This window comes from Pseudomonas sp. 008 (genome assembly GCF_016861935.1).
GTDB lineage: Bacteria > Pseudomonadota > Gammaproteobacteria > Pseudomonadales > Pseudomonadaceae > Aquipseudomonas.
On record NZ_BOMA01000001.1, the window covers coordinates 987,338 to 1,013,385 of the forward strand.

Annotated in this window: 22 protein-coding genes; 6 read left to right on the plus strand and 16 right to left on the minus strand. The window is 61.6% G+C overall.

Translation table 11 applies throughout. The features are described from left to right. Positions 1 to 142 precede the first annotated feature (142 nt). Positions 143 to 1,627 (minus strand): NCS1 family nucleobase:cation symporter-1, encoded by a 1,485-nt coding sequence (locus JUI81_RS04265; RefSeq protein ID WP_018929683.1) that lies wholly within the window; start codon positions 1,625 to 1,627, stop codon positions 143 to 145. Positions 1,628 to 2,249: 622 nt separating this feature from the next. On the opposite strand from JUI81_RS04265, the gene hydA reads away from it, so the two are divergent. The 3 genes from hydA (at position 2,250) to preA (ending at position 6,488) form a co-directional block, all read left to right on the plus strand. Further along, positions 2,250 to 3,689, plus strand: a complete 1,440-nt coding sequence (gene hydA, locus JUI81_RS04270) for a dihydropyrimidinase (protein ID WP_018929684.1) — start codon at positions 2,250 to 2,252, stop codon at positions 3,687 to 3,689. Positions 3,690 to 3,845: 156 nt separating this feature from the next. Further along, complete coding sequence (locus JUI81_RS04275; RefSeq protein WP_204123791.1) at positions 3,846 to 5,213, plus strand: NAD(P)-dependent oxidoreductase; 1,368 nt, start codon at positions 3,846 to 3,848, stop codon at positions 5,211 to 5,213. Continuing rightward, complete coding sequence (gene preA, locus JUI81_RS04280) at positions 5,214 to 6,488, plus strand: NAD-dependent dihydropyrimidine dehydrogenase subunit PreA (RefSeq protein ID WP_204123792.1); 1,275 nt, start codon at positions 5,214 to 5,216, stop codon at positions 6,486 to 6,488. It abuts the gene before it with no gap. Between the two features lie 39 nt (positions 6,489 to 6,527). Here the strand turns inward: preA and JUI81_RS04285 are convergent, their stop codons facing one another. After that, positions 6,528 to 7,148, minus strand: a complete 621-nt coding sequence (locus tag JUI81_RS04285; protein ID WP_007937670.1) for a TetR/AcrR family transcriptional regulator — start codon at positions 7,146 to 7,148, stop codon at positions 6,528 to 6,530. Between the two features lie 139 nt (positions 7,149 to 7,287). Here JUI81_RS04285 and copC point away from each other — a divergent pair, with 139 nt between their 5' ends. After that, positions 7,288 to 7,653, plus strand: coding sequence for a copper homeostasis periplasmic binding protein CopC (gene copC, locus JUI81_RS04290; RefSeq protein ID WP_204123793.1), 366 nt, complete (start codon positions 7,288 to 7,290; stop codon positions 7,651 to 7,653). 3 nt (positions 7,654 to 7,656) lie between these two features. Further along, positions 7,657 to 8,517, plus strand: coding sequence for a copper homeostasis membrane protein CopD (gene copD / locus JUI81_RS04295; protein WP_204123794.1), 861 nt, complete (start codon positions 7,657 to 7,659; stop codon positions 8,515 to 8,517). A 163-nt stretch (positions 8,518 to 8,680) separates the two neighbouring features. Here copD and JUI81_RS04300 read toward each other — a convergent pair whose 3' ends face one another. Then, on the minus strand, positions 8,681 to 9,829 hold the full coding sequence (locus tag JUI81_RS04300) for an HlyD family secretion protein (protein ID WP_019579387.1): 1,149 nt from the start codon (positions 9,827 to 9,829) through the stop codon (positions 8,681 to 8,683). Further along, positions 9,826 to 11,490, minus strand: coding sequence for an MFS transporter (locus tag JUI81_RS04305; protein ID WP_204123795.1), 1,665 nt, complete (start codon positions 11,488 to 11,490; stop codon positions 9,826 to 9,828). Before JUI81_RS04305 ends, JUI81_RS04300 begins: the two co-directional genes overlap by 4 nt. 332 nt (positions 11,491 to 11,822) lie before the next feature. Between JUI81_RS04305 and JUI81_RS04310 the strand changes: the two genes are divergently transcribed. Next, a complete protein-coding gene (locus JUI81_RS04310) occupies positions 11,823 to 12,773 on the plus strand; it encodes a polysaccharide deacetylase family protein (RefSeq protein ID WP_204123796.1) in 951 nt (316 codons plus the stop codon). Positions 12,774 to 12,834: 61 nt separating this feature from the next. Here the strand turns inward: JUI81_RS04310 and JUI81_RS04315 are convergent, their stop codons facing one another. From JUI81_RS04315 to pedF, 12 genes are all read right to left on the minus strand, one after another. Further along, on the minus strand, positions 12,835 to 14,520 hold the full coding sequence (locus JUI81_RS04315; RefSeq protein ID WP_204123797.1) for a NahK/ErcS family hybrid sensor histidine kinase/response regulator: 1,686 nt from the start codon (positions 14,518 to 14,520) through the stop codon (positions 12,835 to 12,837). Next, complete coding sequence (gene ercA, locus JUI81_RS04320; protein ID WP_028940421.1) at positions 14,504 to 15,667, minus strand: alcohol dehydrogenase-like regulatory protein ErcA; 1,164 nt, start codon at positions 15,665 to 15,667, stop codon at positions 14,504 to 14,506. Before ercA ends, JUI81_RS04315 begins: the two co-directional genes overlap by 17 nt. Positions 15,668 to 15,783: 116 nt before the next feature. After that, positions 15,784 to 16,917, minus strand: a complete 1,134-nt coding sequence (gene pqqE, locus JUI81_RS04325) for a pyrroloquinoline quinone biosynthesis protein PqqE (RefSeq protein ID WP_028940420.1) — start codon at positions 16,915 to 16,917, stop codon at positions 15,784 to 15,786. Beyond that, complete coding sequence (gene pqqC / locus JUI81_RS04330) at positions 16,914 to 17,666, minus strand: pyrroloquinoline-quinone synthase PqqC (protein WP_019579392.1); 753 nt, start codon at positions 17,664 to 17,666, stop codon at positions 16,914 to 16,916. The genes pqqE and pqqC overlap by 4 nt, the downstream gene beginning before the upstream one ends. Positions 17,667 to 17,714: 48 nt before the next feature. Then, on the minus strand, positions 17,715 to 18,629 hold the full coding sequence (gene pqqB, locus JUI81_RS04335; protein WP_204123798.1) for a pyrroloquinoline quinone biosynthesis protein PqqB: 915 nt from the start codon (positions 18,627 to 18,629) through the stop codon (positions 17,715 to 17,717). Between the two features lie 53 nt (positions 18,630 to 18,682). Then, a complete protein-coding gene (gene pqqA, locus JUI81_RS04340) occupies positions 18,683 to 18,754 on the minus strand; it encodes a pyrroloquinoline quinone precursor peptide PqqA (RefSeq protein ID WP_081499480.1) in 72 nt (23 codons plus the stop codon). Between the two features lie 303 nt (positions 18,755 to 19,057). After that, positions 19,058 to 20,578, minus strand: coding sequence for an aldehyde dehydrogenase family protein (locus JUI81_RS04345; protein WP_019579394.1), 1,521 nt, complete (start codon positions 20,576 to 20,578; stop codon positions 19,058 to 19,060). 211 nt (positions 20,579 to 20,789) lie between these two features. After that, positions 20,790 to 22,565, minus strand: a complete 1,776-nt coding sequence (locus JUI81_RS04350; protein ID WP_007937649.1) for a PQQ-dependent methanol/ethanol family dehydrogenase — start codon at positions 22,563 to 22,565, stop codon at positions 20,790 to 20,792. 352 nt (positions 22,566 to 22,917) lie between these two features. Further along, positions 22,918 to 23,856, minus strand: a complete 939-nt coding sequence (locus JUI81_RS04355; RefSeq protein WP_204123799.1) for a quinoprotein relay system zinc metallohydrolase 1 — start codon at positions 23,854 to 23,856, stop codon at positions 22,918 to 22,920. Between the two features lie 15 nt (positions 23,857 to 23,871). Next, positions 23,872 to 24,621 carry a quinoprotein dehydrogenase-associated SoxYZ-like carrier gene (locus JUI81_RS04360; protein ID WP_064618306.1) on the minus strand — a complete coding sequence of 250 codons (750 nt, stop codon included), beginning with the start codon at positions 24,619 to 24,621 and terminating at the stop codon, positions 23,872 to 23,874. Further along, a complete protein-coding gene (locus tag JUI81_RS04365; protein ID WP_204123800.1) occupies positions 24,618 to 25,496 on the minus strand; it encodes an ABC transporter substrate-binding protein in 879 nt (292 codons plus the stop codon). Before JUI81_RS04365 ends, JUI81_RS04360 begins: the two co-directional genes overlap by 4 nt. Before the next feature lie 3 nt (positions 25,497 to 25,499). After that, the gene (gene pedF / locus JUI81_RS04370; protein ID WP_018929707.1) at positions 25,500 to 25,961 is read right to left on the minus strand and encodes a cytochrome c-550 PedF; all 462 of its coding nucleotides are present in this window, start codon (positions 25,959 to 25,961) and stop codon (positions 25,500 to 25,502) included. Positions 25,962 to 26,048: the final 87 nt, after the last annotated feature.

Genomic DNA, 26,048 nt, shown 5'->3' on the forward strand with positions numbered 1-26,048 from the left:
TCTCCTCAGGCAGTTGTTATCGGTTTCTTCGCTAGTTCCCACGCCCCGCATGGGAATTCATCCCTGGACGCTCTGCGTCCGCTCCTGGAACGCGGAGCGTCCCTGGCTGCGTTCCCACGCAGAGCGTGGGAACGATCACTCATCACACCGGAGATTTCACGACAGTCGGACTCGGCCGCATCGAACTCAACCCGTAATAAATCAGCCCTCCCAAGGCCGAGCCGGTGAACCAGCCGTAGCTGTAGAACCAGCTGAAGGCATCGCTGCCCAGCGACAGCAGCGTCAACACCACCGGCACGCCGAACGCGATGAAGCCAAACCCGTTCCACGCCGGGTACACGTCATCACGATAGAGGCCGGCCAGATCCAGTTGCTGTTTCTTGATCAGGAAATAGTCCACCACCATGATCCCGGCGATCGGCCCCAGCAGGCTCGAATAGCCGAGCAACCAGTTGGAATACACCGTCTCCAGGCTCAGATCCGAGACAATCAGCCCGAGCTTTTTCAGCAGTTCATGGGCCATCAGCGCCAACCCGACCAACCCCGTGAGCATCACCGCCGTGGTGCGGTTGATGTACTTGGGCGCAACGTTCTGGAAATCGTTGGTCGGCGACACGATGTTGGCCGCGGTGTTGGTGGACAAGGTGGCGATGATGATCAGCGCCATGGCCAGTGCGACCCAGACCGGGCTCTGGATATGGCCGATCAGGGTGACCGGATCAGAGACAGTGACACCCACCAGTTTGACCGACGCGGCCGTCATCACCACGCCGAGGGAGGCGAACAGGAACATGGTCAGGGGTAAACCGATGATCTGCCCGACGATCTGGTCCTTCTGGCTTTTCGCGTAGCGGCTGAAGTCCGGGATGTTCAGCGACAACGTGGCCCAGAAGCCGACCATGGCGGTCAGCCCGGCGGCGAAATAACTGGCCACGCCGGCCCCTTCCGGACGCTTGGCCGGGATCGCCAGCAACTCGGTCATCGATACATTCGGCATGGCCCACACCAACAGCCCCACGCCCACCAGCACCAACAACGGCGCCGAGAGGGTTTCCAGCCATTTGATCGAGTCCGCGCCACGAATCACCACCCACAGGTTCAAGGCCCAGAACAGCATGAAGCCGATCACCTCGCCGGTACCGCCGAGGGCCTTCCAGCCATCGAACACCGAGCCGAGAAACAGGTGAATCGCCAGCCCGCCGAACATGGTCTGGATGCCGAACCAGCCGCACGCCACCAAAGCACGGATCAGGCACGGGATGTTGGAACCGAGAATGCCGAAGGACGAGCGCAGCAATACCGGAAACGGAATGCCGTACTTGGTGCCGGGGAAGGCATTCAGGGTCAGCGGGATCAGCACGATGATATTGGCGAACAGAATCGCCAGCAGCGCTTCGCCCACGGTCAGGCCGAAGTAGGCCGTGAGCACACCGCCGAGGGTGTAAGTCGGCACGCAGATCGCCATGCCGACCCACAGAGCGGTGATGTGCCATTTGTTCCAGGTTCGTTCGCGCACCTTGGTCGGTGCCATGTCGTGGTTGTATCGGGGACTGTCGAGGACATCGCTGCCGGCTTCGAGCTCAAACAAGCCGTCGCGCTCGGTCACTTGCGATCTGATCTGTTGCATGGCCGCTCCACTGTTCTTTTGATTATTTTTGCTCATCAGAGGCTGGCGCAATGCGCGCGAGCCGGACGATGGCCGGAGAAACTGACAACTTTTACGGACCGGCCACGGTGTCAGCGGCGGCATCAATAAACGTGCCGGGTGCCCCGCTTGCGCCTCGGGCAGTGCCATAAAATTTTGCTAACCAACTGATGTTAATCAGCTTTATTTATCCAACTAGCGAGTCCCCGGTCAGTTGCCCTGTCACTCAGGCCGAATGCCAGGCAAGTTGTCCGAACAGTCAGGACTCAATCTGGTGCGTCGATCTTTTTTTGAAAGGTTGCGCATCAACCATAGACCATCCTCAACCGGCTGATTTCACATAGAAAATCTTGACCATATTTCCAACCTGTCAAGTGCGTCAAAATGGTGAGCGGCCTCACCATTTTGGTGATTTTCACTTTTTATCGTTATTTATCAAACAGTTAAAACAGTAATAAGCTTATAAAAAATATTCTTGCTCAATCCACAAACTGCAGCTAGCGTCTATTCTTGACAGCGCTGACAGGAATACACCGATTGGCGTCTGCTTCATATAAAACATCTAGAACCGGCAATAGTCGGTCATGCCTGCGAGGAACTCGGAATGTCTCTGTTGATCCGTGGCGCCACCGTTATTACCCATGATGAAAGTTATCGCGCCGACGTCTATTGCGCTGACGGCGTGATCAAAGCCATCGGTGAAAACCTCGATGTTCCCGCCGATGCGCAAGTGCTCGACGGCAGCGGCCAATACCTGATGCCCGGCGGCATCGATCCGCACACCCACATGCAACTGCCCTTCATGGGCACGGTGGCCAGCGAAGACTTTTTCAGCGGCACCGCGGCGGGATTGGCCGGTGGCACCACGTCGATCATCGACTTCGTGATACCCAACCCACAACAATCATTGATGGAGGCCTTTCATCAATGGCGCGGCTGGGCCGAGAAGTCGGCGTCTGACTATGGCTTTCACGTCGCCATCACCTGGTGGAGCGAGCAAGTCCGCGAGGAAATGGCCGAGCTGGTCAGCCAGCATGGGGTCAACAGCTTCAAGCATTTCATGGCTTACAAGAACGCGATCATGGCCGCCGACGATACGCTGGTGGCGAGTTTCGAGCGTTGTCTGGAATTGGGCGCAGTGCCGACCGTGCACGCGGAAAACGGCGAGCTGGTCTATCACCTGCAACGCAAGTTGATGGCCCAGGGCATCACCGGGCCGGAAGCGCATCCGCTATCACGACCTTCGCAGGTGGAAGGTGAAGCCGCGAGCCGGGCGATCCGCATTGCCGAAACGTTGGGCACGCCGCTGTACCTGGTCCACGTCTCGACCAAGGAAGCCCTCGACGAAATCACCTACGCCCGCGCCAAGGGCCAGCCGGTCTACGGCGAAGTGCTGGCCGGGCATCTGCTGCTGGACGACAGCGTTTACCAACACCCGGACTGGCAGACTGCCGCCGGTTACGTGATGAGCCCACCCTTCCGTCCACGCGGTCATCAAGAAGCCCTTTGGCATGGCCTGCAAGCGGGCAACCTGCACACCACCGCCACCGACCACTGCTGTTTCTGCGCCGAGCAAAAAGCCGCTGGCCGTGACGATTTCAGCAAGATTCCCAATGGCACCGCCGGTATCGAAGACCGCATGGCGGTGCTTTGGGATGAAGGGGTGAACACCGGGCGTTTGTCGATGCAGCACTTCGTTGCCCTCACCTCCACCAACACCGCGAAGATCTTCAACCTCTACCCGCGCAAAGGGGCGATTCGTGTCGGGGCCGATGCCGATCTGGTGCTGTGGGACCCGGAAGGCACGCGGACGATTTCAGCCAAGACTCACCACCAGCAGGTCGACTTCAACATCTTCGAAGGCAAGACCGTGCGTGGCGTACCGAGTCACACCGTCAGCCAGGGCCGTGTGGTGTGGGCCGATGGTGATTTGCGCGCCGAGCGTGGCGCGGGCCGGTATATCGAACGGCCGGCGTATCCGGCGGTGTTTGATTTGCTGAGCAAGCGGGCCGAGTTGCACAAGCCGACCGCAGTGAAACGCTGAAATCGAGGCCTTCGGCCTTCGCGGGCAAGCCTCGCTCCTACATTTGGAATGCGTTCCCCTGTAGGAGCGAGGCTTGCCCGCGAAGAAGCCGGCCCAGACAACACAAAACCAATGCCCACCAGAGGCAGTACCTCAATTAACCGTGAGGCCAACACCGTGATCAAGACTTTGAACCACCTCCCGCATCCCCATGAGGACGCGGCCGCCCTCGCCGGCCATTTCACCGACCTGGCGCCACCGCTCAACGAGCGTCAGGCGCATCTGGAAGCCTCGCGCTGCCTGTATTGCTACGACGCGCCGTGCGTGAACGCGTGCCCAAGCGACATCGACATTCCATCGTTCATCCGCAATATCCATCAGGAAAACGTGCAGGGTGCGGCGCAGAAGATCCTCTCGGCCAACATCCTCGGTGGCAGTTGTGCCCGGGTCTGTCCGACGGAAATCCTCTGCGAGCAAGCCTGCGTGCGCAACAACGCCCAGGAATGCGCGCCGGTACTGATCGGCCTGCTGCAACGCTATGCCGTGGACAACGCACACTTCAGCGAACACCCGTTCCAGCGCGCCGCCGCAACCGGCAAGCGCATCGCCGTGGTGGGTGCCGGCCCGGCCGGTTTGTCCTGCGCGCACCGCAGCGCCATGCACGGCCATGACGTGGTGATTTTCGAGGCCCGGGAAAAGGCCGGCGGCCTCAACGAATACGGGATCGCCAAGTACAAGCTGGTGGACGATTACGCGCAGAAGGAGCTTGAGTTCCTGATGGGAATTGGCGGGATCGAGATTCGCCACGGGCAGAAACTGGGCGACAACCTGACTCTGAGCGAACTGCATCAGCAATTCGACGCGGTGTTCCTCGGCCTCGGCCTGGCCGCCAGCAAACAATTGGGCCTGCCCAACGAGGATGCCCCCGGCCTGCTCCCCGCCACCGATTACATCCGCGAACTGCGCCAGGCCGATGACCTGACGCAACTGCCGCTGGCCGAGCGCTGCATCGTCCTCGGTGCCGGCAACACCGCCATCGACATGGCCGTGCAAATGGCCCGTCTCGGTGCCCGGGACGTGAACCTGGTGTACCGCCGTGGTGTCGCGGATATGGGCGCTACCGCTCACGAACAGGACATCGCCAAGGCCAATCAGGTGCGGCTGTTGACCTGGGCGCAACCCGAAGAGGTGCTGCTCGACGATCAGGGCAATGTGCGCGGCATGCGCTTCGCCCGTACCCGATTGGTGGAAGGTCGCCTGCAAACCACCGGCGAAACCTTTGAACTGGCTGCCGACGCAATCTTCAAAGCCATCGGTCAGGCCTTCGACGCCGGCGCCCTCGCCGATCCGCTGGCCCGTGAACTCAAGCGTCAGGGCGATCGCATCCTCGTCGACGAACAGCTGCGCACCAGCATTCCCGGCGTGTATGCCGGTGGCGACTGCACCAGCCTCGATCAGGACCTCACCGTGCAAGCCGTGCAGCACGGCAAGCTGGCCGCCGAGGCGATCAACGCTCAACTCATGCTCAACGTGGAGGCTGCGTAAATGGCCGATCTCTCGATTGTCTTCGCCGGCATCAAGGCCCCCAACCCGTTCTGGCTCGCTTCCGCGCCGCCGACCGACAAAGCCTACAACGTGGTCCGTGCCTTCGAGGCTGGCTGGGGTGGCGTGGTCTGGAAAACCCTGGGGGAAGACCCGGCGGCGGTCAACGTGTCGTCACGCTACTCGGCGCACTTCGGTGCCAACCGTGAAGTGATGGGCTTCAACAACATCGAGCTGATCACCGACCGCTCCCTGGAAATCAACCTGCGGGAAATCACCCAGGTCAAAAAGGACTGGCCGGACCGCGCGCTGATCGTGTCGCTGATGGTGCCCTGCGTCGAAGAGTCGTGGAAAAACATCCTGCCACTGGTGGAAGCCACCGGCGCCGATGGCATCGAGCTGAATTTCGGTTGCCCCCACGGCATGCCGGAACGGGGCATGGGCGCGGCGGTCGGCCAGGTGCCGGAATACGTCGAACAAGTCACTCGCTGGTGCAAGACCTATTGCTCGTTGCCGGTGATCGTCAAGCTCACGCCGAACATCACCGACATCCGCGTCGCCGCCCGTGCCGCCCACCGTGGCGGCGCCGATGCGGTGTCGTTGATCAACACCATCAACTCGATCACCAGCGTCAATCTGGAGCGCATGGTCGCCAATCCCGCCGTCGGCAGCCAAAGCACCCACGGCGGTTATTGCGGCTCGGCAGTGAAGCCGATTGCGTTGAACATGGTCGCCGAGATCGCCCGCGACCCGCAGACCCAGGGCTTGCCGATCAGCGGCATTGGCGGCATCGGCAGTTGGCGCGATGCGGCGGAATTCATTGCCCTGGGCAGCGGTTCGGTGCAGGTGTGCACGGCGGCGATGCTGCATGGTTTCCGGATTGTCGAGGAGATGAAGGACGGTTTGTCACGCTGGATGGACAGTCATGGTTACGCCAGTGTGTCGGATTTTTCCGGGCGCGCAGTGGGCAATACCACGGACTGGAAGTACCTGGACATCAACTATCAAGTGATTGCGAAAATCGATCAGGAGGCGTGCATCGGTTGCGGTCGCTGCCACATCGCTTGCGAAGACACCTCGCACCAGGCGATTGCCAGCCTCAAACAGGCCGATGGCACACATAAATATCAAGTGATCGATGAGGAGTGCGTGGGCTGCAACCTGTGCCAGATCACCTGCCCGGTGCAGGATTGCATCGAGATGGTGCCGGTGGATACGGGCAAGCCGTTTCTGGATTGGAACCATGATCCCCGCAATCCGTATCACGTTGTGGTTTGATCACCGATCATTCCCACGCTCTGCGTGGGAATGATCTGGTTACGGCTCCAACCCGATCCCGCGCAAGATCACACTGGTCACCGTCTGCACCGCCCGTTCGAACTGCATGTCCGACAACGGCTGATGATCATTCAAGATGTTCACCTGATGATCGAAGTCGGCGTAGTGCTGGGTCGAGGCCCAGATCATGTACAGCAGGCTGGAAGGCTCCACCGGCAGGATGCGTTTGTCTTCCACCCACTGGCGAATTTTCGCTTCCTTCATCTTGGCCCAGTCGTACAGGCTCGCGTCCAGCTTCTCACCCAGGGTCGGCGCGCCGTGGATGATTTCGTTGGCCCAGACTTTCGAACCGTACGGCCGGCTGCGGGAATGGTTCATCTTGGCGCGGATGTAGCTGCTGAGCACCACGCGCGGGTCGTCGAACATTTCGAAGCACAGGGCGTCCTGCTTCCATACCTCCAGCAAACCCAGGAGCACCGCGCTGTACAGCTCGCTCTTGGTGCTGAAGTAGTAATGCAGGTTGGAGCGCGGCAGTTGCACTTCGGCGGCGATGTCGGCCATGGCGGTGCTGCCGAAGCCTTTTTCGGCGAAGACCTTTTCGGCCGCCAACAGGATTTTTTCGACGTTACTGCGACGAATCTCGATCTTGTGATTGCCCATGAGGGCTCCCTGACAACAGCGTTGCTCAAGACTAGCATCCGCTCTACGTCGCGGCGACAGGGGAAAACGAAACTTCGTACAGCGGCCCTGCGGCAGGTAAACTGCCCGCCACTTTGAACCTGCCGCTGAGGTCTTCACGATGCTGCTCAAGAACGCCCTGACCACCACTGCCCTGCTCGGCTCGCTGCTCGCCGCCTCATCGGTGTTTGCCCACGCCCATCTGAAAAGCCAGACCCCGGCGGCCGACAGCACGGTGAGCGCGCCTACGGAACTGCGCCTGGTGTTTTCCGAAGGGGTTGAAGCGACATTCACCAAAGTGACGATCAGCAAGGACGGTGCCGACGTACCGGTAAAAAGCCTCGCCACCGAAGGCAGCGACAAGAAAACCCTGGTCGTCACCCCGGCAGCGCCGTTGGCCGCAGGTGATTACAAAGTCGAATGGCACGCCGTGTCGGTCGACACCCATAAAAGTGAAGGCGCCTACCGCTTCAAGGTGGGTCAGTAATTCATGACCGATGCGCTGGTGCTGTGCCGCTTCCTGCATTTCACCGTGGTGCTGATGTTGTTCGGGGCCTGGGTGTTCAGGCCTTTGCTGTTGGGCCGCGAAACGGTGTTGCTGGATACGGCCCTGGCGCGAGTGACCCGCTGGCTCAGCGTGGTGGCGTTACTCAGCGGCGTCGGCTGGTTGCTGCTGATCACCGCCAGCATGGCCAGTTCCCCGGAGGCGGCATTCGACCCGGCGACGCTAGGCCTGGTGCTGAGCAATACCTTTTTCGGTCAGGTGTGGCGCTGGCATCTGCTGCTCAATCTGTTGCTCGTGGCATTGTTGTTGACGCCCTGGCGTTCCAACATGGCCTGGCGCATCAGCCTTGCCAGCCTGCTGCTGGCGACCCTGGCCCCGGTCGGTCATGGCGCCATGCTCGATGGCCTGCAAGGCCGGCTGCTGATCCTCAACCAGATTGTTCACCTGACATGCGTCGGCGCCTGGCTCGGTGGGTTGATGTTGCTGGTGATGATCCTGCGCCAACCGGACGATCATCCCTTGAGCGCAATACTGCAACGCTTCAGCGGGATCGGTTACGCGTTGGTGGCAGGGTTGGTGATGACCGGCCTGATCAACGTGCGTGTACTGACCGGCGTGTTCTGGCCGACGCCGTTGCTGTCCGGGTTTGCGCTGATTCTGTTGATCAAGGTTGTGCTGGTGATCGCGATGCTGGGGTTGGCGCTGTTCAATCGGTTGCGGATCGAGGATTGCCAACAGCGCCCGGGCCTGCTGCGTGCCAGCGTTGTGCTGGAATGGTTACTGGGGATCGGCGCGGTGGCGGCGGTTTCACTGCTGGGCACCCTGCCCCCAATGATCGCCCCCTGAATCACACCCCATCTGTAGGAGCGACCTGTGGCGAGGGGGCTTGCCCCCGTTGGGTTGCGAAGCAGCCCCAAAGTTTCTGTTGTACCAAAAATCCTGTGAGTGCTACGCACTCAAACGGGGGCAAGCCCCCTCGCCACAGGTCACCCCCCACAAGAGTTATGCGTTAGTCAGGGGTACTGGGATCCCCTTCGGCAGCGGTATCAATACTCACCACCACCGACATCCCCGGCCGCAGCCGTTCGCTCTGTTCCTGATCGGCATCGACGCTGATCCGCACCGGCACCCGCTGGGCAATCTTGACGAAGTTGCCAGTGGCATTGTCAGCCTGCAACAAGCTGAACTCGGAGCCTGTGGCCGGTGAAATCCGTTGCACCCGCCCGTGGAATTTCTGGTGGTTCAGCGCATCGACGGTGAAGCTCACCGGCTGGCCGACCCGCACGTTGTCCATCTGGGTTTCCTTCATGTTGGCGATCACCCACAACTGGTTCGGCACCAACGCCATCAGCTGCGCCCCGGAGTTGACGTAGGCGCCGAGGCGCACGCCAATCTGCCCGAGTTGACCGTCGCGCGGCGCCACCACGCGGGTGTTCGACAGGTCGATCCGCGCCAGTTGCACCGCCGCCTCAGCACTGGCCACCGCCGCTTCCAGCGAGCCGCGATTGACGATCACCGTTTGCAGATCCTGGCGGGCGATGTCCAGATTGGCCTGGGCTTGCGCCACGGCGGCAACGGTCTGGGCGTTGGCGGCCAGGGTCACGTCCAGCTCGCGTTTCGACACCGAGCCATCACCGACCAGCTCTTTGTTGCGGCGCAGATCCGCTTCACTTTTGCGCAACTGCGCCTGGGCGTCGGCGACGGCGGCCTGACGCAACTTGATGGTCGCCTCGGCGCTGTTGCGTTGCTGCACCACGTTGGCCAGCGCGGCTTTCTGCACCGCCAGTTGCGCCAGGGACTGATCGAGACGCTGCTTGTAGATGCGGTCGTCGAGACGCACCAGCAAATCGCCGGCCTTCACGAACTGGAAATCCTGCACCGGCACTTCGTACACGTAACCGCTGAGTTGCGGGCCGATGATCGTCACCTGCCCGCGCACCAGGGCGTTTTCCGTAGTCTCGACCGCGCTGCTGAACGGTGGCAGTTGCCAGGCGTACAACACGATCAGTACACCGACGAGAGCAATCGCCGCAAAGCCCAGGGACGAGATGATCCGCACCCCCAGCGAGCGCGGTTCAGAGCCCGGCGAGGATGGCGGCGTCACGCCTTCGGGGGTGGCGGCAATAGTGTTGGTGGTCGTGGTGGTCGGTTCGGTCATGAAGAAGTGGCACCGCTGGATTGTTTGGTTGGAGTGGCAGGCGCCGGGGCGACGGCTTGGGTAGTGCTCATCAGCCACAGGGCGCGAATGGAAATCCAGATCATGGTCAGCACCGCGATCACGGCAATCAGCATGAACACGTCGTTGTAGGCCAGGATATTGGCCTCGCGGGTGGCGGCGACGGCCAGGCTACGGATGCCCTGCAGGTTGCGCAGGCTCGGGTCGGCAATTATCGAGCCGACCGCGTTGCCGCCGCTCTGGACCCGCGCCGCCACACGCGGGTCGAGCAAGGTCAGCTGCTCGACGATGTGGCTGGAATGAAACTTCTCGCGCGCGATCTGGAACGTCCCCAGCAATGCCGCGCCAATCAGGCCACCGAGGTTCTGGCAGATACCGAACAGCACCGAAAAACTCACCAGGTTGCGCGGGCTGGACAGCACGTTGCGCATGCCGTAGACCATGGTCGGCCCGAGGAAAAACGTCCCGCCGAAGGCCAGCAGAAACTGACTGAAATACAGGTTTTCCGGGCGGGTCAGGTTGTTCGAATAACTGTCCATCACCGAACCGACCGCCATCAGCGCCAAGGAGATGTTCAGCGGCATGATCAGGTGCTTGGGGTCGATGGTCAGGGCGCTGGTGGCAAGGCCAGCGATACTGCCGATCAACATCACCACATACAGGCTGTGCAGCTGCTGACTGCTCATGTTCAGCGCTTGCATGAACCCCACCGCGCCGGTGGACTGCTCCGACGTCACCATGCGGATCAGGATCACCGCCAGGGCCAGGCGAATCATCGCCCCGCTGCCGAGCCAGCGGGTCATCAGCATCGGGTTGCTGCGATTGTGCTCGATGGCCAGGCCCGTGAGGATCAACACGATCGAAGCCGCCGAGGCCACTCCGATCCACTGCGCCTCGAGCCACCAGTCGATCCGCCCCAAAGACAACACCGCGCAGAGCAAGGCCACGCCACTGGCGAGGATGGCGAAGGTCAGGAAGTCGAGTTTTTCGAAGGTCTTGAAACGGTCACCCGGCGGCAGTTTCAGTAGAAAAACGCAGCCCAAAGACAACAGCGCCATGCCCAGTTCGAACAGGTACAGCCCGCGCCATTCGGCGATTTGCAACAGGTCTTCGGAGAACAACCGCGCCATGGGCAAGGCCAGTTGCGAGGTGCCGAGGCCCAATACCAGCGCCTTCATCCGCCATTTCGCCGGGAAGGCCTGGATCATGTAATACAGGCCCAACGAACTCAGCGCTGCGCCGACCATGCCGTGGGCCGCGCGCACGGCGATCGCCGAACTCAGGTCGTTGACGAAGAGATGGCCGAAGGTCACCAGCGCATAAAGCATCAGGAACACTTCGGTGAACGCCCGCAAGCCGAACTGCTGACGAAACTTCACCAGCAGCAGGTTCATCGACACATTGGTCATGACAAAGGCCGCCGGCAGCCAGGCCATCTCGGCGGTGGTCGCGCCCAGCGCGCCTTGCAGGTACGGAAGGTTGGCGACCACCAGCGAGTTCCCGAGACCACCGGTCAACGCCACCAACACACCCACCAGCGCGTAGGCCAGCCGCCTGGGGTTGGAGTGCAACGGCGTCGAGGGCGATCCGGGCAGGCTGGGCCGCTCGTGGGGCTGCCAGTCGCGCGGGGTGTAGTGATCCATTCGATGGCCTTGGTTCAAGGAGTGTGGTCAGTTTGCCGCAAAATCACGGGGAGAACACACCCTTGCAAACACGAGCCTGTGGCGAGGGGGCTTGCCCCCGTTCGGCTGCGAAGCAGTCGCAATTCAGACAACTCGACATGCAGGAAAAAATAGGGGCCGCTTCGCGCCCCAACGGGGGCAAGCCCCCTCGCCACAGGACTTCTCCCACACTGGACTGTGTATTCGGCGGGATTCGTAAATTCTGTTTAAAAGTCTTCTCGCCCGTAGCGGATTTTTCCGGGGCAATCCAAATGACACCCTCACGGCACTGTTCAACTCAAAAGGTGCCCCCTATGACCACTGCCCATTGGCAACGCTCCCCCCGCTGGCTGAAAAATCTGCTGGCCGCCGCCCTGCTGCTGCCGTCCCTCGCGTTCGCCCAGGAACGCCCGTGGCCGGATGGCTCGCAACTGGTGATTTCGTTCTCTATGCAATTCGAAACCGGCGGCCAGCCCGACGGTGCCGAAAGTCCGTTCTCCGGCACTCCATTGCCCAAGGGTTACCCGGACATGCCGGCACAGACCTGGTTCGACTATGGCTACAAGGAAGGCCTGTGGCGGATGCTCGACTTGTGGGACCGCAACGGCATCAAGGTCACGTCCCATGTGGTGGGCGAAGCGGCATTGAAACACCCTGAACTGGTGCGGGCGATCGCCGATCGCGGCCATGAAGTCGCCGCCCATGGCATGCGCTGGGCCGACTCCTACAACATGAGCTACGAGCAAGAGAAGGCCTTCATCGGCGACGGCGTCGAGGCGGTGCAGAAACTCACCGGCCAGCGCTCGGTGGGCTACAACGCCAATTGGCTGCGGCGCAGCCCCAATACCCTGAAAGTGCTGCAGGATCTGAACTTCACCTATCACATCGATGACGTCAGCCGCGACGAGCCGTTTGTGACACTGGTCCGTGGCAAGAAATTCGCCGTGGTGCCATACACCCTGCGCAACAACGACATCGTGCTGATTGAAGGCCGGCACTTCTCGGCGCAACAGTTCTACCGGCAATTGGTGCTGGAATTCGATCGCCTGTACGCCGAAGGCGCCAGCCGGCGGCGGATGATGTCGGTGAGCCTGCATGACCGGATCGGCGGCACCCCGGCGATGGTCGAGGCGGTGGAACGTTTCATCCGTTACGCCAAGTCCTATCCGAAGGTCAGCTTCATGCGCAAGGATCAGATTGCCCAGATCGTGCTGACCGAAAAGAACCCGCTGATCGATAACACCGAGGCGGCGTACAACCACTGAACCAAATCACCGCCAAAACCGGAATGAAAAGATCGCAGACTGCGATCTTTTCATCGGCTCGCTACGCCAACAACTGACTCAACACCGCACGCAACTTGCCGGGTTTCACCGGTTTGTTCAGCAATGGCGCGTCGAGCCGCTGCAACGAGCGTCGACACTGGTCGGTGCGGTCGGCGGTGATGATCACCGCCGGTATCGCCCGGCTGAAATGCTCGCGCAGATGCCGGACCACTTCACAGCCCACCACCCCGTGATCGAGGTGGTAATCCGCCAGAATCAGTTCCGGCGCCTGCCCTTGCAAGGCCGCCAGCGCGGTGGCCTCATCGGTGGCGGTGACCACCTCGCAGCCCCACTGCCCGAGCAGCGCGCTCATGCTTTCAAGGATGCTGACTTCGTTGTCCAGCACCAACAGGCGCCGGCCCGGCAACGGGTTGCCGGTACTCGGCTGCGGTGCGGCCTGACTGATCGGCAGTGGAATCTCATGGGATATAGGCACCTCGATGCTGAACATCGAACCGCGCCCCGGCAGTGAATGCACCTGAATCCGGTAATCGAGGATCTTGGCGATGCGTTCGACAATCGCCAGTCCCAGGCCCACGCCCTTGCGATCGGCGGCGCGGCCAACGTCCAGTTGGTTGAATTCGAGGAAGATCGAGTCGAGACGATCCGCCGGGATCCCGCGCCCGGTGTCCCAGACTTCGATTCGCAGCGCGTTGCCCCGGCGCCGAGCCCCCAGCAGGATGCTGCCGTCGTCGGTGTAGCGGCAGGCATTGCTGAGGAAGTTGCGCAGAATCCGCGTCATCAGCCGCAAGTCGGTATGAATCGCGTAATCACCCATGTGCACCCGCAGGTTCAACCCGGCCGCCGCGGCCACCGACTGAAACTCCGAAACCAGTGGCGCGAACAATTCATCGAGTCGGTACAGGGCGATGTCCGGTTTCACCGCAGCCTGATCGAGCCGGGAAATATCCAGCAGGTCGGTGAGCAGGTCTTCGGCCCCTTCCAGTGCCTGATGGGTGCGCTCCACCAGTACCTGTTCGACGTCGGGTAAATGCCGTTCGCGCAAGGTCGAGATCAACAAACGCGCGGCGTTGAGCGGTTGCAGCAAGTCGTGGCTGGCGGCGGCGAGGTATTTGTCCTTGCTGCGATTGGCCGCTTCGGCGGCATCACGGGCGTCGCGCAAGGCTTCGGCGGCTTCCAGCAACTCGTTGGTACGCGCGGTGACCCGCTGTTCCAGTTGGTCATTGAGCTGTTGCAAACGCTCCTGGGCCTGTTTTCGTTCGGTGATGTCGGCGACAAAACCCTCCACCAAGCCTTCTTGATCCGGCTTGAGCAGCAGGTTCATCAACACGTCGAGGACCGTGCCGTCCTTGCGCCGCAGTTGGGTTTCATAGCCCAGCAAGCTGCGTTCGCGCTGGAGGATTTCGCCGATGCTTTCCAGCTCTTGCGCGCCGCCGACGAACAGCCTGCCCGCCAGGTCCGTCAGGGAAAACAGCACCTCCTGCGGGTCGTGATAGCCGAGCATCCGCGCCAGCGCCGGGTTGGCGGCGCGCATGCCTTCCTGCAGGCTGGCCTGGAAGATCCCGTGCACCGCGTTTTCGAACAGCCATTTGTAGCGGTTGCGCTCGGCTTCCAGTTCATCCAGGCGCGCGGCCAGTTCCGGGTAATGACTCTTGCGCGCCGAGTGATTGCCCAGCCCGAGTAACCCGGTCAGCGCCCGTTGCTGTTCGTCAGAGGGCTTCGCCATAGACGACCTCGACGTCGCGCTGACTGGACTCGCGCGGGTTGGTAAGGATGCAGGGGTCATCCATGGCATGTTGCGACAGGAACGGAATGTCTGCCGTGCTGACCCCGTGCAGACCCAGGGTTTCGTGGAAGCCGATGGCATGCTTGAGGGCGATCAAGTGGTCGACCAGACGTCCGCAGATCTGCCGGTGGTTCAGGCCGCGACAATCGATGCCGAAGGTCTCGGCGATCACCTTGAAGCGCTCCGGCGCCGAGCTGTAGTTGAACGCCACCACGTGTTCCACCAGCACCGCGTTGCACAAACCGTGAGGCAGATCGAGGAATCCACCGAGGCTGTGGGACATGGCGTGCACCGCGCCAAGAATCGCGTTGGAAAACGCCAGCCCGGCCTGCATGCTGCCGAGCATGATCTTTTCCCGCAGGACGATGTCGCCGGGGTTGGCGATCATTTGTACCAGATTGCCGTTGATCAGCCGCATCGCCTCCAGCGCATGCGGGTCGGTGAGCGGCCCGTGGCCGGTGGAAACGAAGGCCTCGATGGCGTGGACCAACGCGTCGATGCCGGTACAGGCCGACAGGAACGGGTCCATGCTCAAGGTGGTTTCCGGGTCGATCAGCGACACGTCCGGCACCGCAGCCTTGCTGACGATGGAGAATTTCATGCGTTCTTGCTGATTGGAGATGATCACGAATTGCGACACATCGGCCGACGTGCCGGCGGTGGTCGGGATCAGGATCAGCGGCGGGCTGGGCATGCGCAGGGTGTCCACGCCCTCGAATTCAAGGATGTTGCGCCCGTGGGCGACGACGATGCCGATGCCCTTGCCGCAATCCATCGGGCTGCCGCCGCCGACCGCGACGATCACATCGCAGTGATTCTCCCGGTACAGCTCGGCGCCGAGCATCACTTCCTCGATCCGCGGGTTGGGCGAAACGTCGCTGTACACGAAGTAATCGATGCCCTGGGCCTGCAGACTGGCTTCGACATCGGCAACCCAACCGGCGGCAATCACCCCGGGGTCGCTGACCACCAGCACCTTGCGGGCACCGAAAGTCTTGGCGTAGTTGCCGACGTTATGCCGACAGCCGGCACCGAAGATGATTTCAGGTGAAACGAATTTACGCAGTTGACTGAGATTCTGGCTCATTGGAAAGCCTGTTTTTATTGTTTTGAAAGGTAAAGCCAACACTAAAGCATCCGGCTGCGAATGCAATCAGACCAATGGGTAGCAACTGCCTGGGGTGGGGGCTTCGCGTTCGCAATTTATCCGCGATAGATCAGCCGCGAAGCCTTTTCATTGCGCAAGGTCAGGTGTTCCATGCCCTGCCCCGGCGCGTCGGCTTCGTCCCGGGCCTTGAGGATGACGCTGTGGTGCGGCGACTTGCTGCACACCGGGTCAGCGTTGCTCGCGTCCCCCGTGAGCATGAATGCCTGGCAACGGCAGCCGCCCAGGTCCTTATGTTTTTCATCGCAGGAACGGCACGGCTCTTTCATCCAGTCGTCGCCGCGAAAACGATTGAAGCCGAAGGAGTCGTTCCAAATGTGTTCGACGCTGTGCTCGCGCACATTGGGGAACTGCACCGGTAACTGGCGAGCGCTGTGGCAAGGCAGCGCCGTGCCGTCCGGGGTGATGTCGAGAAACAGGTTGGCCCAGCCATTCATGCAGGTCTTGGGGCGCTCTTCGTAGTAGTCCGGGGTGACGAAGATCAACTTGCACGGGTGGCCCTCGGCCTCAAGCCGCTGGCGATAGTCGTTGGTGATGCGCTCGGCGCGCAGCAATTGTTCGCGGGTTGGCAACAGGCCCACGCGGTTAAGTTCGGCCCAGCCATAGAACTGGCAGGTCGCCAACTCGACGAAATCCGCCTCCAGCTCCAGGCACAGTTCGATGATCTGCGCGATCTGGTCGATGTTGTGCCGATGGGTGACGAAGTTCAGCACCATCGGGTAGCCCTGGGCTTTTACCGCTCGGGCCATGGCCAGTTTCTGGGCGAAGGCCTTGCGCGAGCCAGCGAGCATGTTGTTGACCGCTTCGTCGGCGGCCTGAAAGCTGATCTGGATGTGGTCCAGTCCGGCGACCTTGAAGTCGCGGACCTTCTGTTCGGTCAGGCCGATACCCGAGGTGATCAGGTTGGTGTAGTAACCCATGTCCCGCGCGGCCTTGATCAGCTCGGCCAAGTCCTGGCGCACCAACGGCTCGCCACCGGAAAAGCCCAGTTGCGCGGCGCCCATCTCCCTGGCTTCGCGAAACACCCTGATCCACTCTTCTGTGCTCAACTCCTCACCCTGTTGGGCGAAATCCAATGGGTTGGAGCAATACGGGCATTGCAGCGGGCAGCGATAGGTCAGCTCCGCCAACAGCCACAACGGTGGGCCGGGTTGCTGCTCGATCGCGTTCACAGGGCGATCCCCCGGTGCCAGACCCGATCGGTGGTGACGGTGTGATACGGCGGGCGGTCCAGCTCATAGGCCATGCTCATCGCGTCGAGCATGCTCCACAGCACATCAAGCTTGAACTGCAGAATCTCCAGCATGCGCTGCTGGCCCTCGACCGTGACGTAATGCGCCAGGGTGATGCGCAAACCATGCTCGACATCGCGCCGGGCCTGGCTCAGCCGCGTACGGAAATAGTCGTAACCGGCCGGGTCGATCCATGGGTAATGGCTGGGCCAGGCGTCGAGCCGAGACTGATGGATCTGCGGTGCGAACAGTTCGGTCAGCGAACTGCTGGCCGCTTCCTGCCAACAAGCACGGCGGGCGAAATTGACGTAGGCGTCCACGGCAAATCGCACACCCGGCAGCACCAACTCTTGCGAGAGAATTTGTTCGCGATCCAGCCCCACCGCTTCGCCCAGACGCAACCAGGCTTCGATACCGCCTTCGCTGCCGGGGGCGCCGTCATGGTCGAGAATCCGTTGCAGCCATTCCCGCCGCACGTCGCGGTCCGGACAGTTGGCGAGGATTGCCGCGTCCTTCAGGGGAATGTTCACCTGATAGTAGAAGCGATTGGCGACCCAGCCCTGGATCTGCTCGCGGGTGGCGCGCCCGGCGTACATGGCTTGGTGGAATGGATGATGGATGTGGTAATAGGCGCCTTTGGCGCGCAGGGCCGCTTCGAATTCAGTGGGGGTCATGGGAGTGTCAGTCATTGCGGTTCTCCGGGGAATAACCGTTGGGTTCTGCGATGAGGCAGTCCGCTACAGCTCAATACTCATGCCGTCATAAGCCACTTCAATCCCCCGTCGTTCCAGCAACGCCCGCTCGGCCGAGTCTTCGTCGAGGATCGGGTTGGTGTTGTTGATGTGGATCAGCACCTTGCGCTGGCGATTGAAGCCCTCCAGCACTTCGAGCATACCGCCGGGGCCGCTTTGCGGCAGGTGGCCCATTTCGTGGCCCAGGCTCTGGCCGACTTCACATACGCGCATTTCATCGTCGCGCCACAGCGTGCCGTCCAGCAGCAGGCAATCGGCGCGCTGCATCCAGCTCAATACCTCGGCGTCGACCTGCCCCAGACCCGGCGCATAGAACACCGATGCTCCGTTGCGCAGGTCTTCGATGAACAGGCCGATGGTGTCCCCCGGCTGCGGGTTGCCACGGTTGGGGGAATACGGCGGTGCGTTGCTGACCAATGGAATGGCGCGAAATTGCAGGTGTTGGCAGGCTGCGATGCTGAACGGCTCACGGTCCAGTTCGATCGGTTGCCACTGCAAACCACCGTTCCAGTGCTTGAGCATGGTGAACAACGGGAAGCCGCTGCTCAGGTCTTCATGCACCCGCTCGGTGCACCAGACCGAATGCGGGCAGCCTTCGCGCAGGCTCAACAGGCCGGTGCAATGGTCGATCTGACTGTCCAGCAGGACCACGCCGGCAATCGCCGTGTCACGCACGCGGCGGGCCGGTTGTAGCGTCGGGAAGCTTTCGAGTTGGGCGCGGATGTCTGGTGACGCATTGCAGAGTATCCATTCCACACCGTCGTCGCTCAGGGCAATGGACGACTGCGTGCGGCGTTGCGCGTGCAGGGTGCCGCGGCGCATCGCCGCGCATTGACGGCAGTTGCAGTTCCACTGCGGAAAACCGCCGCCGGCGGCGGAACCGAGAACGCGGATGTGCATGGCAGGCTCCAGAAAGCAGGCCCGGCCAACGCGACGGCTGACCGGGCGATCAATCAACGGTTGGCGAAATACATCGTCACTTCGAAGCCAATGCGCAGATCGGTAAACGCGGGTTTATGCCACATGGGTCATTCCTCTTCTTGTGCCGGACGATTCCGGTAGAGCCATTAATGCACGGGGCGCCAACTGCCCGAATGCTACTTTCGAAGGAGGTGGCGGCGTGCGTTGGTAGGGGGTGTTGCAAGGCCTTCAAGCACACACAGAACCAATGCGGGAACGGGCTGATGTGGCGAGGGGGCTTGCCCCCGTTGGGTCGCGAAGCGGCCCCAAAACCTGAAGTTCCGGGGACTGCTCCGCAGTCCAACGGGGGCAAGCCCCCTCGCCACATCAGCCCGCTCCCACATTTGGTTTGTGCTGTGCTTATGGGGTTAGAAGAACCCCAGCGGATTGATGTCGTAGCTCACCAGCAGGTTTTTGGTCTGTTGGTAATGGTCGAGCATCATCTTGTGGTTCTCACGGCCGACACCGGACTTCTTGTAGCCACCGAACGCGGCGTGGGCCGGGTACAGGTGGTAGCAGTTGGTCCAGACGCGCCCGGCCTTGATCGCCCGGCCCATGCGATAGGCGCGGTTGATGTCGCGGGTCCACAGGCCGGCGCCGAGGCCGAACTCGCTGTCGTTGGCGATCGCCAGGGCTTCGGCTTCGTCCTTGAAGGTGGTGACACCCACCACCGGGCCGAAGATTTCTTCCTGGAACACGCGCATTTTGTTGTGGCCCTTGAGCAGCGTCGGCTGGATGTAATAGCCGCTGGACAAGTCGCCTTCCAGCCGCTCGGCGGCGCCGCCAGTGAGCAGTTCGGCGCCCTCCTCCTGGGCGATTTTCAGGTACGAGAGGATCTTGTCGTATTGCTGCTCGGACGCCTGGGCGCCGACCATGGTCTCGGTGTCCAGCGGGTTGCCGCGCTTGATCTTGACGATCTTCTTCATCACCTCGGCCATGAACGGCTCGTAGATCGATTCCTGCACCAGTGCCCGCGACGGACAAGTGCAGACTTCGCCCTGGTTGAAGAACGCCAGCACCAGGCCTTCGGCGGCTTTTTCGATGAACTGCGGTTCGGCGTTCATGATGTCTTCGAAGAAGATGTTCGGCGACTTGCCGCCCAGCTCAACGGTGCTTGGAATGATGTTCTCGGCAGCGCAATGCATGATGTGCGCGCCCACCGGGGTGGAGCCGGTGAAGGCGATCTTGGCGATGCGCTTGCTGGTGGCCAGCGCTTCACCGGCTTCGCGACCGAAGCCCTGGACGATGTTCAGCACGCCGGCTGGCAGCAAATCGGCGATCAGCTCGGCGAACACCATGATCGACAGCGGTGTTTGCTCGGCGGGTTTGAGCACGATGCAGTTGCCGGCAGCCAGGGCCGGGGCGAGTTTCCACGCGGCCATCAGCAGCGGGAAGTTCCACGGAATGATCTGCCCGACCACGCCCAGTGGTTCGTGGAAATGATAGGCGGTAGTCAGTTCGTTGATTTCAGCGGCACCGCCCTCTTGAGCGCGGATGCAACCGGCGAAGTAACGGAAGTGGTCGGCGGCCAGCGGCACGTCAGCGTTGAGGGTTTCGCGCACGGCCTTGCCGTTGTCCCAGGTTTCGGTGACGGCGAGGATTTCCAGGTTCTGTTCGATGCGGTCAGCGATTTTCAGCAGCACCAGCGAGCGGTCCTGCGCCGAGGTTTTGCCCCAGGCATCAGCGGCGGCATGGGCGGCGTCGAGAGCCTTGTCGATGTCGGCGGCGCTGGAGCGCGGGAATTCGGCGATCACTTCACCGGTGACCGGTGAGGTATTGGTGAAGTACTCGCCATTGACCGGGGCGACGAACTCGCCGCCGATGAAATTGCCGTAGCGCGGTTTGAAGGAAACGATGGCGCCAGGTGTTCCGGGTTGTGCGTAGATCATGATGGGCCTCTGTCTGGGTCGATGCCTGTCAGGCCAACAGGCGATGAACCGATAGTAGAGAGCCCCGCCTGCCAGACGAATGCGCCGTTGGCAGGGGGACTCTCGTTATTTGGTAGTAGAAGGCGCCGCTGTGTCAGCGGGCTTTTGTGGCGAGGGAGCTTGCTCCCTCGCCACAGTTCATTCATCGCCACTCAGGTTGTGGTTGCCAGGGTTAGTGCTTGGCAACCAGGTCCTTCGGCAGCTTGAAGGTCCACAGCATGCCGCCCTGGTTGAAGTCCTTGACGCGCTTGGCCACTTCGCCGCCCCACAGCGGTACCGCGCCGCCCCAGCCGGAGAGCACCGATACGTATTGTTCGCCGTCCATTTCCCAGGTGATGGGCGAGCCGAGCACGCCGGAGCCGGTCTGGAATTCCCAGACTTTCTCGCCGGTCTTGGCATTGAACGCCTGCAGGAAGCCTTCAGGGGTACCGGTGAATACCAGGTTGCCCTTGGTGGTCAGCACCCCGCCCCACAGCGGCGCGAAGTTCTTGTGGCGCCAGACTTCCTTGCCGGTTTTCGGGTCGATGGCGCGCAGCACGCCGATGTAGTCTTCATTCAATGGCTTGATGGTGAAACCGGCGCCGAGGAAGGCCGCGCCTTTTTTATAGGCGATGCCTTCGTTCCAGATGTCCATGCCCCACTCGTTGGACGGCACATAGAACAGGCCGGTGTCGCGGTTGTAGGCCATCGGCATCCAGTTTTTCGCCCCCAGGAACGCCGGCGCTACAAACACCGAACTGCCTTTGGCCTCGGAACCCGGCGCACCCGGACGGCTGGCCTCGTTGTAGATCGGCCGGCCGTTTTTATCCAGGCCACTGGCCCAGGTGATCTTGTCCACGAACGGGAAGCCGCGGATGAATTTGCCGTTGGTGCGATCCAGCACGTAGAAGAAACCGTTACGGTCCGCAGTGGCTGCGGCTTTGATTTCCTTGCCGCCTTCGTTGTAGTTGAACGACACCAGTTCGTTCACGCCGTCATAGTCCCAGCCATCGTGCGGGGTGCTCTGGAAATGCCATTTGATCGTGCCGTCGTCCGGGTTCAGCGCCAGGCGCGAGGACGAATAAAGGTTGTCGCCAGGGCGCAGGTGCGAGTTCCACGGTGCCGGGTTGCCGGTGCCGAACAGCAGCAGATTGGTTTCCGGGTCGTAGTAGCCGCCCAGCCACGGTGCCGCGCCGCCGGTTTTCCACAGATCGCCCGGCCAGGTCTTGCCCGCTTCGCCGCCGGAGATGCCGTTCTCTACGGCCTTGCCGTCTTTGTAGACGTAACCCATGTGGCCTTCGACCGTTGGCCGGGTCCACAGCAGATCACCGTTTTTCGGGTCGTAGGCTTCGATCTTGCCCACCACCCCGAACTCGCCACCTGCCACGCCAGTGATCAGTTTGCCGTTGATCACCAGTGGCGCGGCGCTGATGGAGTAGCCTTCCTTGTGGTCGGCGACTTTCTTGCTCCATACCACTTTGCCGGTGTCTTTATTCAGGGCCACGAGCTTGGCGTCGAGAGTGCCGAAGATCACCAGGTCGCCATACAGAGCCACGCCACGGTTGATCACGTCACAGCACGGACGGATGTCATCCGGCAGGCGCGCGTCGTATTGCCAGAGCTTGCGGCCGGTGCGCGCATCCACGGCGAACACCCGTGAGTAGGAACCGGTCATGTACATCACGCCGTCCTTGATCATCGGCTGCGCTTGCTGACCGCGCTGTTTTTCACCGCCGAACGAAAAGGCCCAGACCGGGCGCAAGTCTTTCACGTTGTCGACATTGAGGGTGTCCAGCGGGCTGTAGCGCTGACCCTGGACGCCCAGGCCATTGGTGACGACCTGTTCCGGATTCTTCGGATCCTGGAGGATGTCTTGATCGGAGACTGCGGCCATTGCCTGGCCGGACAACAGCATGGCACTGAGCAGCACGCTCAAGACGAAGGGTTGGCGACGTGCGGGTTGGGTCATGACGGCTACCTCTGCGGTTTTTGTTATACCCGGGAAATTTTCCCGGTCTGGTGCAGATTCTTGGGCGCCGCCGCCCTTGCAACAATTGCCCGCAATGCGGAGATTTCTAGTTCCTTGGTAGCGGGTCGGATGATGCCAACCAACGAAGGCTCACCACTTGTAGCAGCTGGCGGAGCCTGCGTTCGGCTGTAGCAGCTGCCGAGCCCGCGAGGCTGCGTTCGGCTGCGCAGCAGTCGTAAAACCAGAGCTTGCAGTACATCAGGCAGAACGTGTCGGCCGGATTCACGACTGCTGCGCAGCCGAACGCAGGCTTCGCCAGCTGCTACAAAGGATGCGTCGTATCTGAGATGGACTACTGATCCTTGCCGGAATCCACCCGCGTCATCCGCGCGCGCTCATAGCGCGGGTACAAATGACTGACGCTACGGATCAGTTCATAACGGCTCAGGTTGATCCCGGCGAAACGTTCAGGAATGGGGCTGCGGATCATCTCGGCCATGTCGCTGCCGTTCGCCGCACCGTCGTGCATGAGTTGATCGAGCCAGGAGAGGTAATCGCGCATTTGCTCAAGCGGTTTGCTGTCCGTTGCCACGGGGCCATGACCGGGGACGATCAGCGTCCACGGCAGCCCCTGAAGCGTGGCGATATCCGCCAGCCACACCGACAACCCCGGGCTGTTCGGCGTGGTCAGGGCCCGTTGATAAAACACCAGATCCCCGGCAAACAGCACGCCGGTTTTCTGGTCGAGAATAGCCAGATCCGCGCCGGTGTGCCCACCCAGACTCAGCAGCCGCAAATCGTGGTTCCCAAAACTTTGCACGCCAGGCATTAATACCTGCGTCGGCAACACCACTTCGGTGCCGCGCATCCAGTCACCCACCAGTCGATACATGTTCTCGGCCATCGCATCACCCTGTTGATGCAACAGTTCGGTGGTGCCGGCCAGTGCAGCAATCGGCACGTCGGTGAAGGCCTGATTGCCCAGCACATGGTCGGGATGGTGATGGGTCAGCAACACCTGGATCACCGGTTTATCGGTGGTTGCGGCAATCGCTTTGCGCAAGGCTTCGCCGTAGCGCTTCGATGGCCCGGTGTCGATCACCACCACCCCTTGCCCGGTGACGATGAACGCGGTGTTGACGATGTTGCCGCCGTTGTTCTTGGCGAAGTTATCGGTGCGGCCCTCTAGCAGCCAGGTGTCTTCGGCAATCTGTCGGGGCTTGAGTGCGTAATCGGGATCGGCCAGGGTCGGCAGGCTCACACAGATGAACAACAACAGCATCCAGCGCATCACACGCTCCTTGGGTCAGGGTATGGCCGCATCGAATTGATTGCCGCTGTTGTCGCGCAGTATCAGACGCGTCTGCCCCGCCCCTTCGATGTCGAAAGCCAGGTTGGGGTTTTCGCTGACCGCCGGGAACAGCTCCAGACGCGCCAATACCCGGTTGTCTGAGTCCCGCAGCTCGGCCTGGTTGAGGAAAAACTCCGGGATGCCGCTGACCATGCCGTTGTCCATCGGATGCGCCACTTGCAAACGCACGCGACTGAACTCACCACGGGGATAACGACCGCCGAGCACTTCGCCGATGTGTTCTTCCCAGCCCGGCTGGGTGCGCACCACGCTCGGCGCCGTGCAACCGCCGCCCGCCGCATCGATCAAGGTCGAGCCGACATGCCACAGCCCGTCGCGGGTCAACACTGCCGCACGCAACGGCGTGGCCTGTTCAACGCGGATGCGGATCGACAGCCAGGGCAGCACACCGGTCAAAGGCTCGAAGTCGACGATTTTCGGCAGCGGGTTGAGTTCGGCCCAGGCGAGGATTCGCACCACCTCGCCCTTGAACGCCCGAGCGTCGATTTCCAGCGGCACTTGCCGGGCGTCTTCGGCGAACGGCGGTGCCAGCAGCTTGACCCGCTCGTCGAACACGAACGGCGCGTCGCCAAGCATCTGCTTGTGATAGAACGCCCACATCACCGACGGCACCGGATCGACCTCAACCGCCTGAGCGGCCAAGGGCAACCAGCAGGCCAACAGCCAACGCGCGCGCCAGTTCATTGTTGATACATCTCGGGCACGTCATAGCGCAGGCCGTAATGGGCATAAATGCTTTTGACCGTGCCCTCGCGAATCAACGCTTCCAGCGCCTCTTCCACGGCATAGGCCAGTTGCCGGTTGCTTTCATGCACCGCCATGCCGATCTCCCAGCGTTGCTTGCCCATGTTCGGATAAGCATTTTCCGCCAGCGCCACTTGCGGGTCGGCGGCCTGATGCACCTGCCAGTCGATCTCGCCGCGCATCGCCATCACCGCGTCGACTTCACCCGCCTTCATCGCGGCAAACGCCTGGGGCACACCGGGGTAATGATGGGTCTTGGCGGCGAGCATGCCGTTGAACACCGAGGTCAGGTAAAACGACGGCACGCTGTCGACTTCGACGCCAATCGGGTGCTGCTGGAACACCGCGACGCTGGCCACCGAGTCCAGCCGACGACGGTCATAAGCCACTTGCCATTGCTCGGTCTGGTACGGCCCGAACATCACCACATGGCCGTTCTCCAGTTCGCCCAGCTCATTGCGCTTCTGTGAGTAATCGCGGTCGTAGGGCACGCGCATCATCAGGTCGGCCAGTTGCTGATTGTGCAGCTGACTGGCCCGCCAGATGTAATCGCGCAGGTCGTCGTCGAGCTTCTCCCCGGCGGGTGCCCAGATCAGTTTCAGGCGTACCCCCATGGCCTTGGCCAAGGCCTGGGCGAGTTCGACATCGACTCCGCGAGGCTGGCCGGCGTCCTCGAAACTGTAGGGCGCGAAGTCCTTGTAGACCGCGACTTTCAGCTCGGCGGCGGCGATCATTTCGTCATAGGTTCGGACCTGTGCCTGCGCTGCCTGGCAGCACAACCACACAGCGCTGATCAACACCGCGAGCAGGCGCATGGGTCACTCCTCGACGTGCACGCTGTCCAGGTAGGTGCGTACCGCCCACAAGGCTTCCTGGCTCAAGTAGTCGGCCATCTTCGGCATGTACACCCGGCCATCACGCACGGCGCCATGGCGCACCCGTTCGACGAACCACTCGTCACCGGCTTCGGCGACGTCGAGCTTGCGCAAGTCAGGGGCGATGCCGCCGGACTTGGCTTCCAGACCATGACAGGCCGCGCAGTTCTGGTTGTAGGCCGAAGAGCCGATTTCCAACGCTTTATCGTGCTCCGGAGAGGAACGATACGGGTTCACCGCCGCCCAACCATCGGCATCGACCTGCACACCGGCATCCTTGATCGGGGTCAGTCCCTTGGTTTCGACGGCCTGGGGTACCACGTTGCCGTGAGCCCAGACGGAACCTGCGCTGATGAAGCCGGCCAGCAGTCCGGCAACGAGCAAGGCGTTGCGTTTTGTTGTCATTGTTATGCCCTCAAGATTGCACGCAGAACCTCTTTACAGAGGCTATGGCAGCCATCTTAGGAACCCCGTCGCACCAGCCCTATGCTG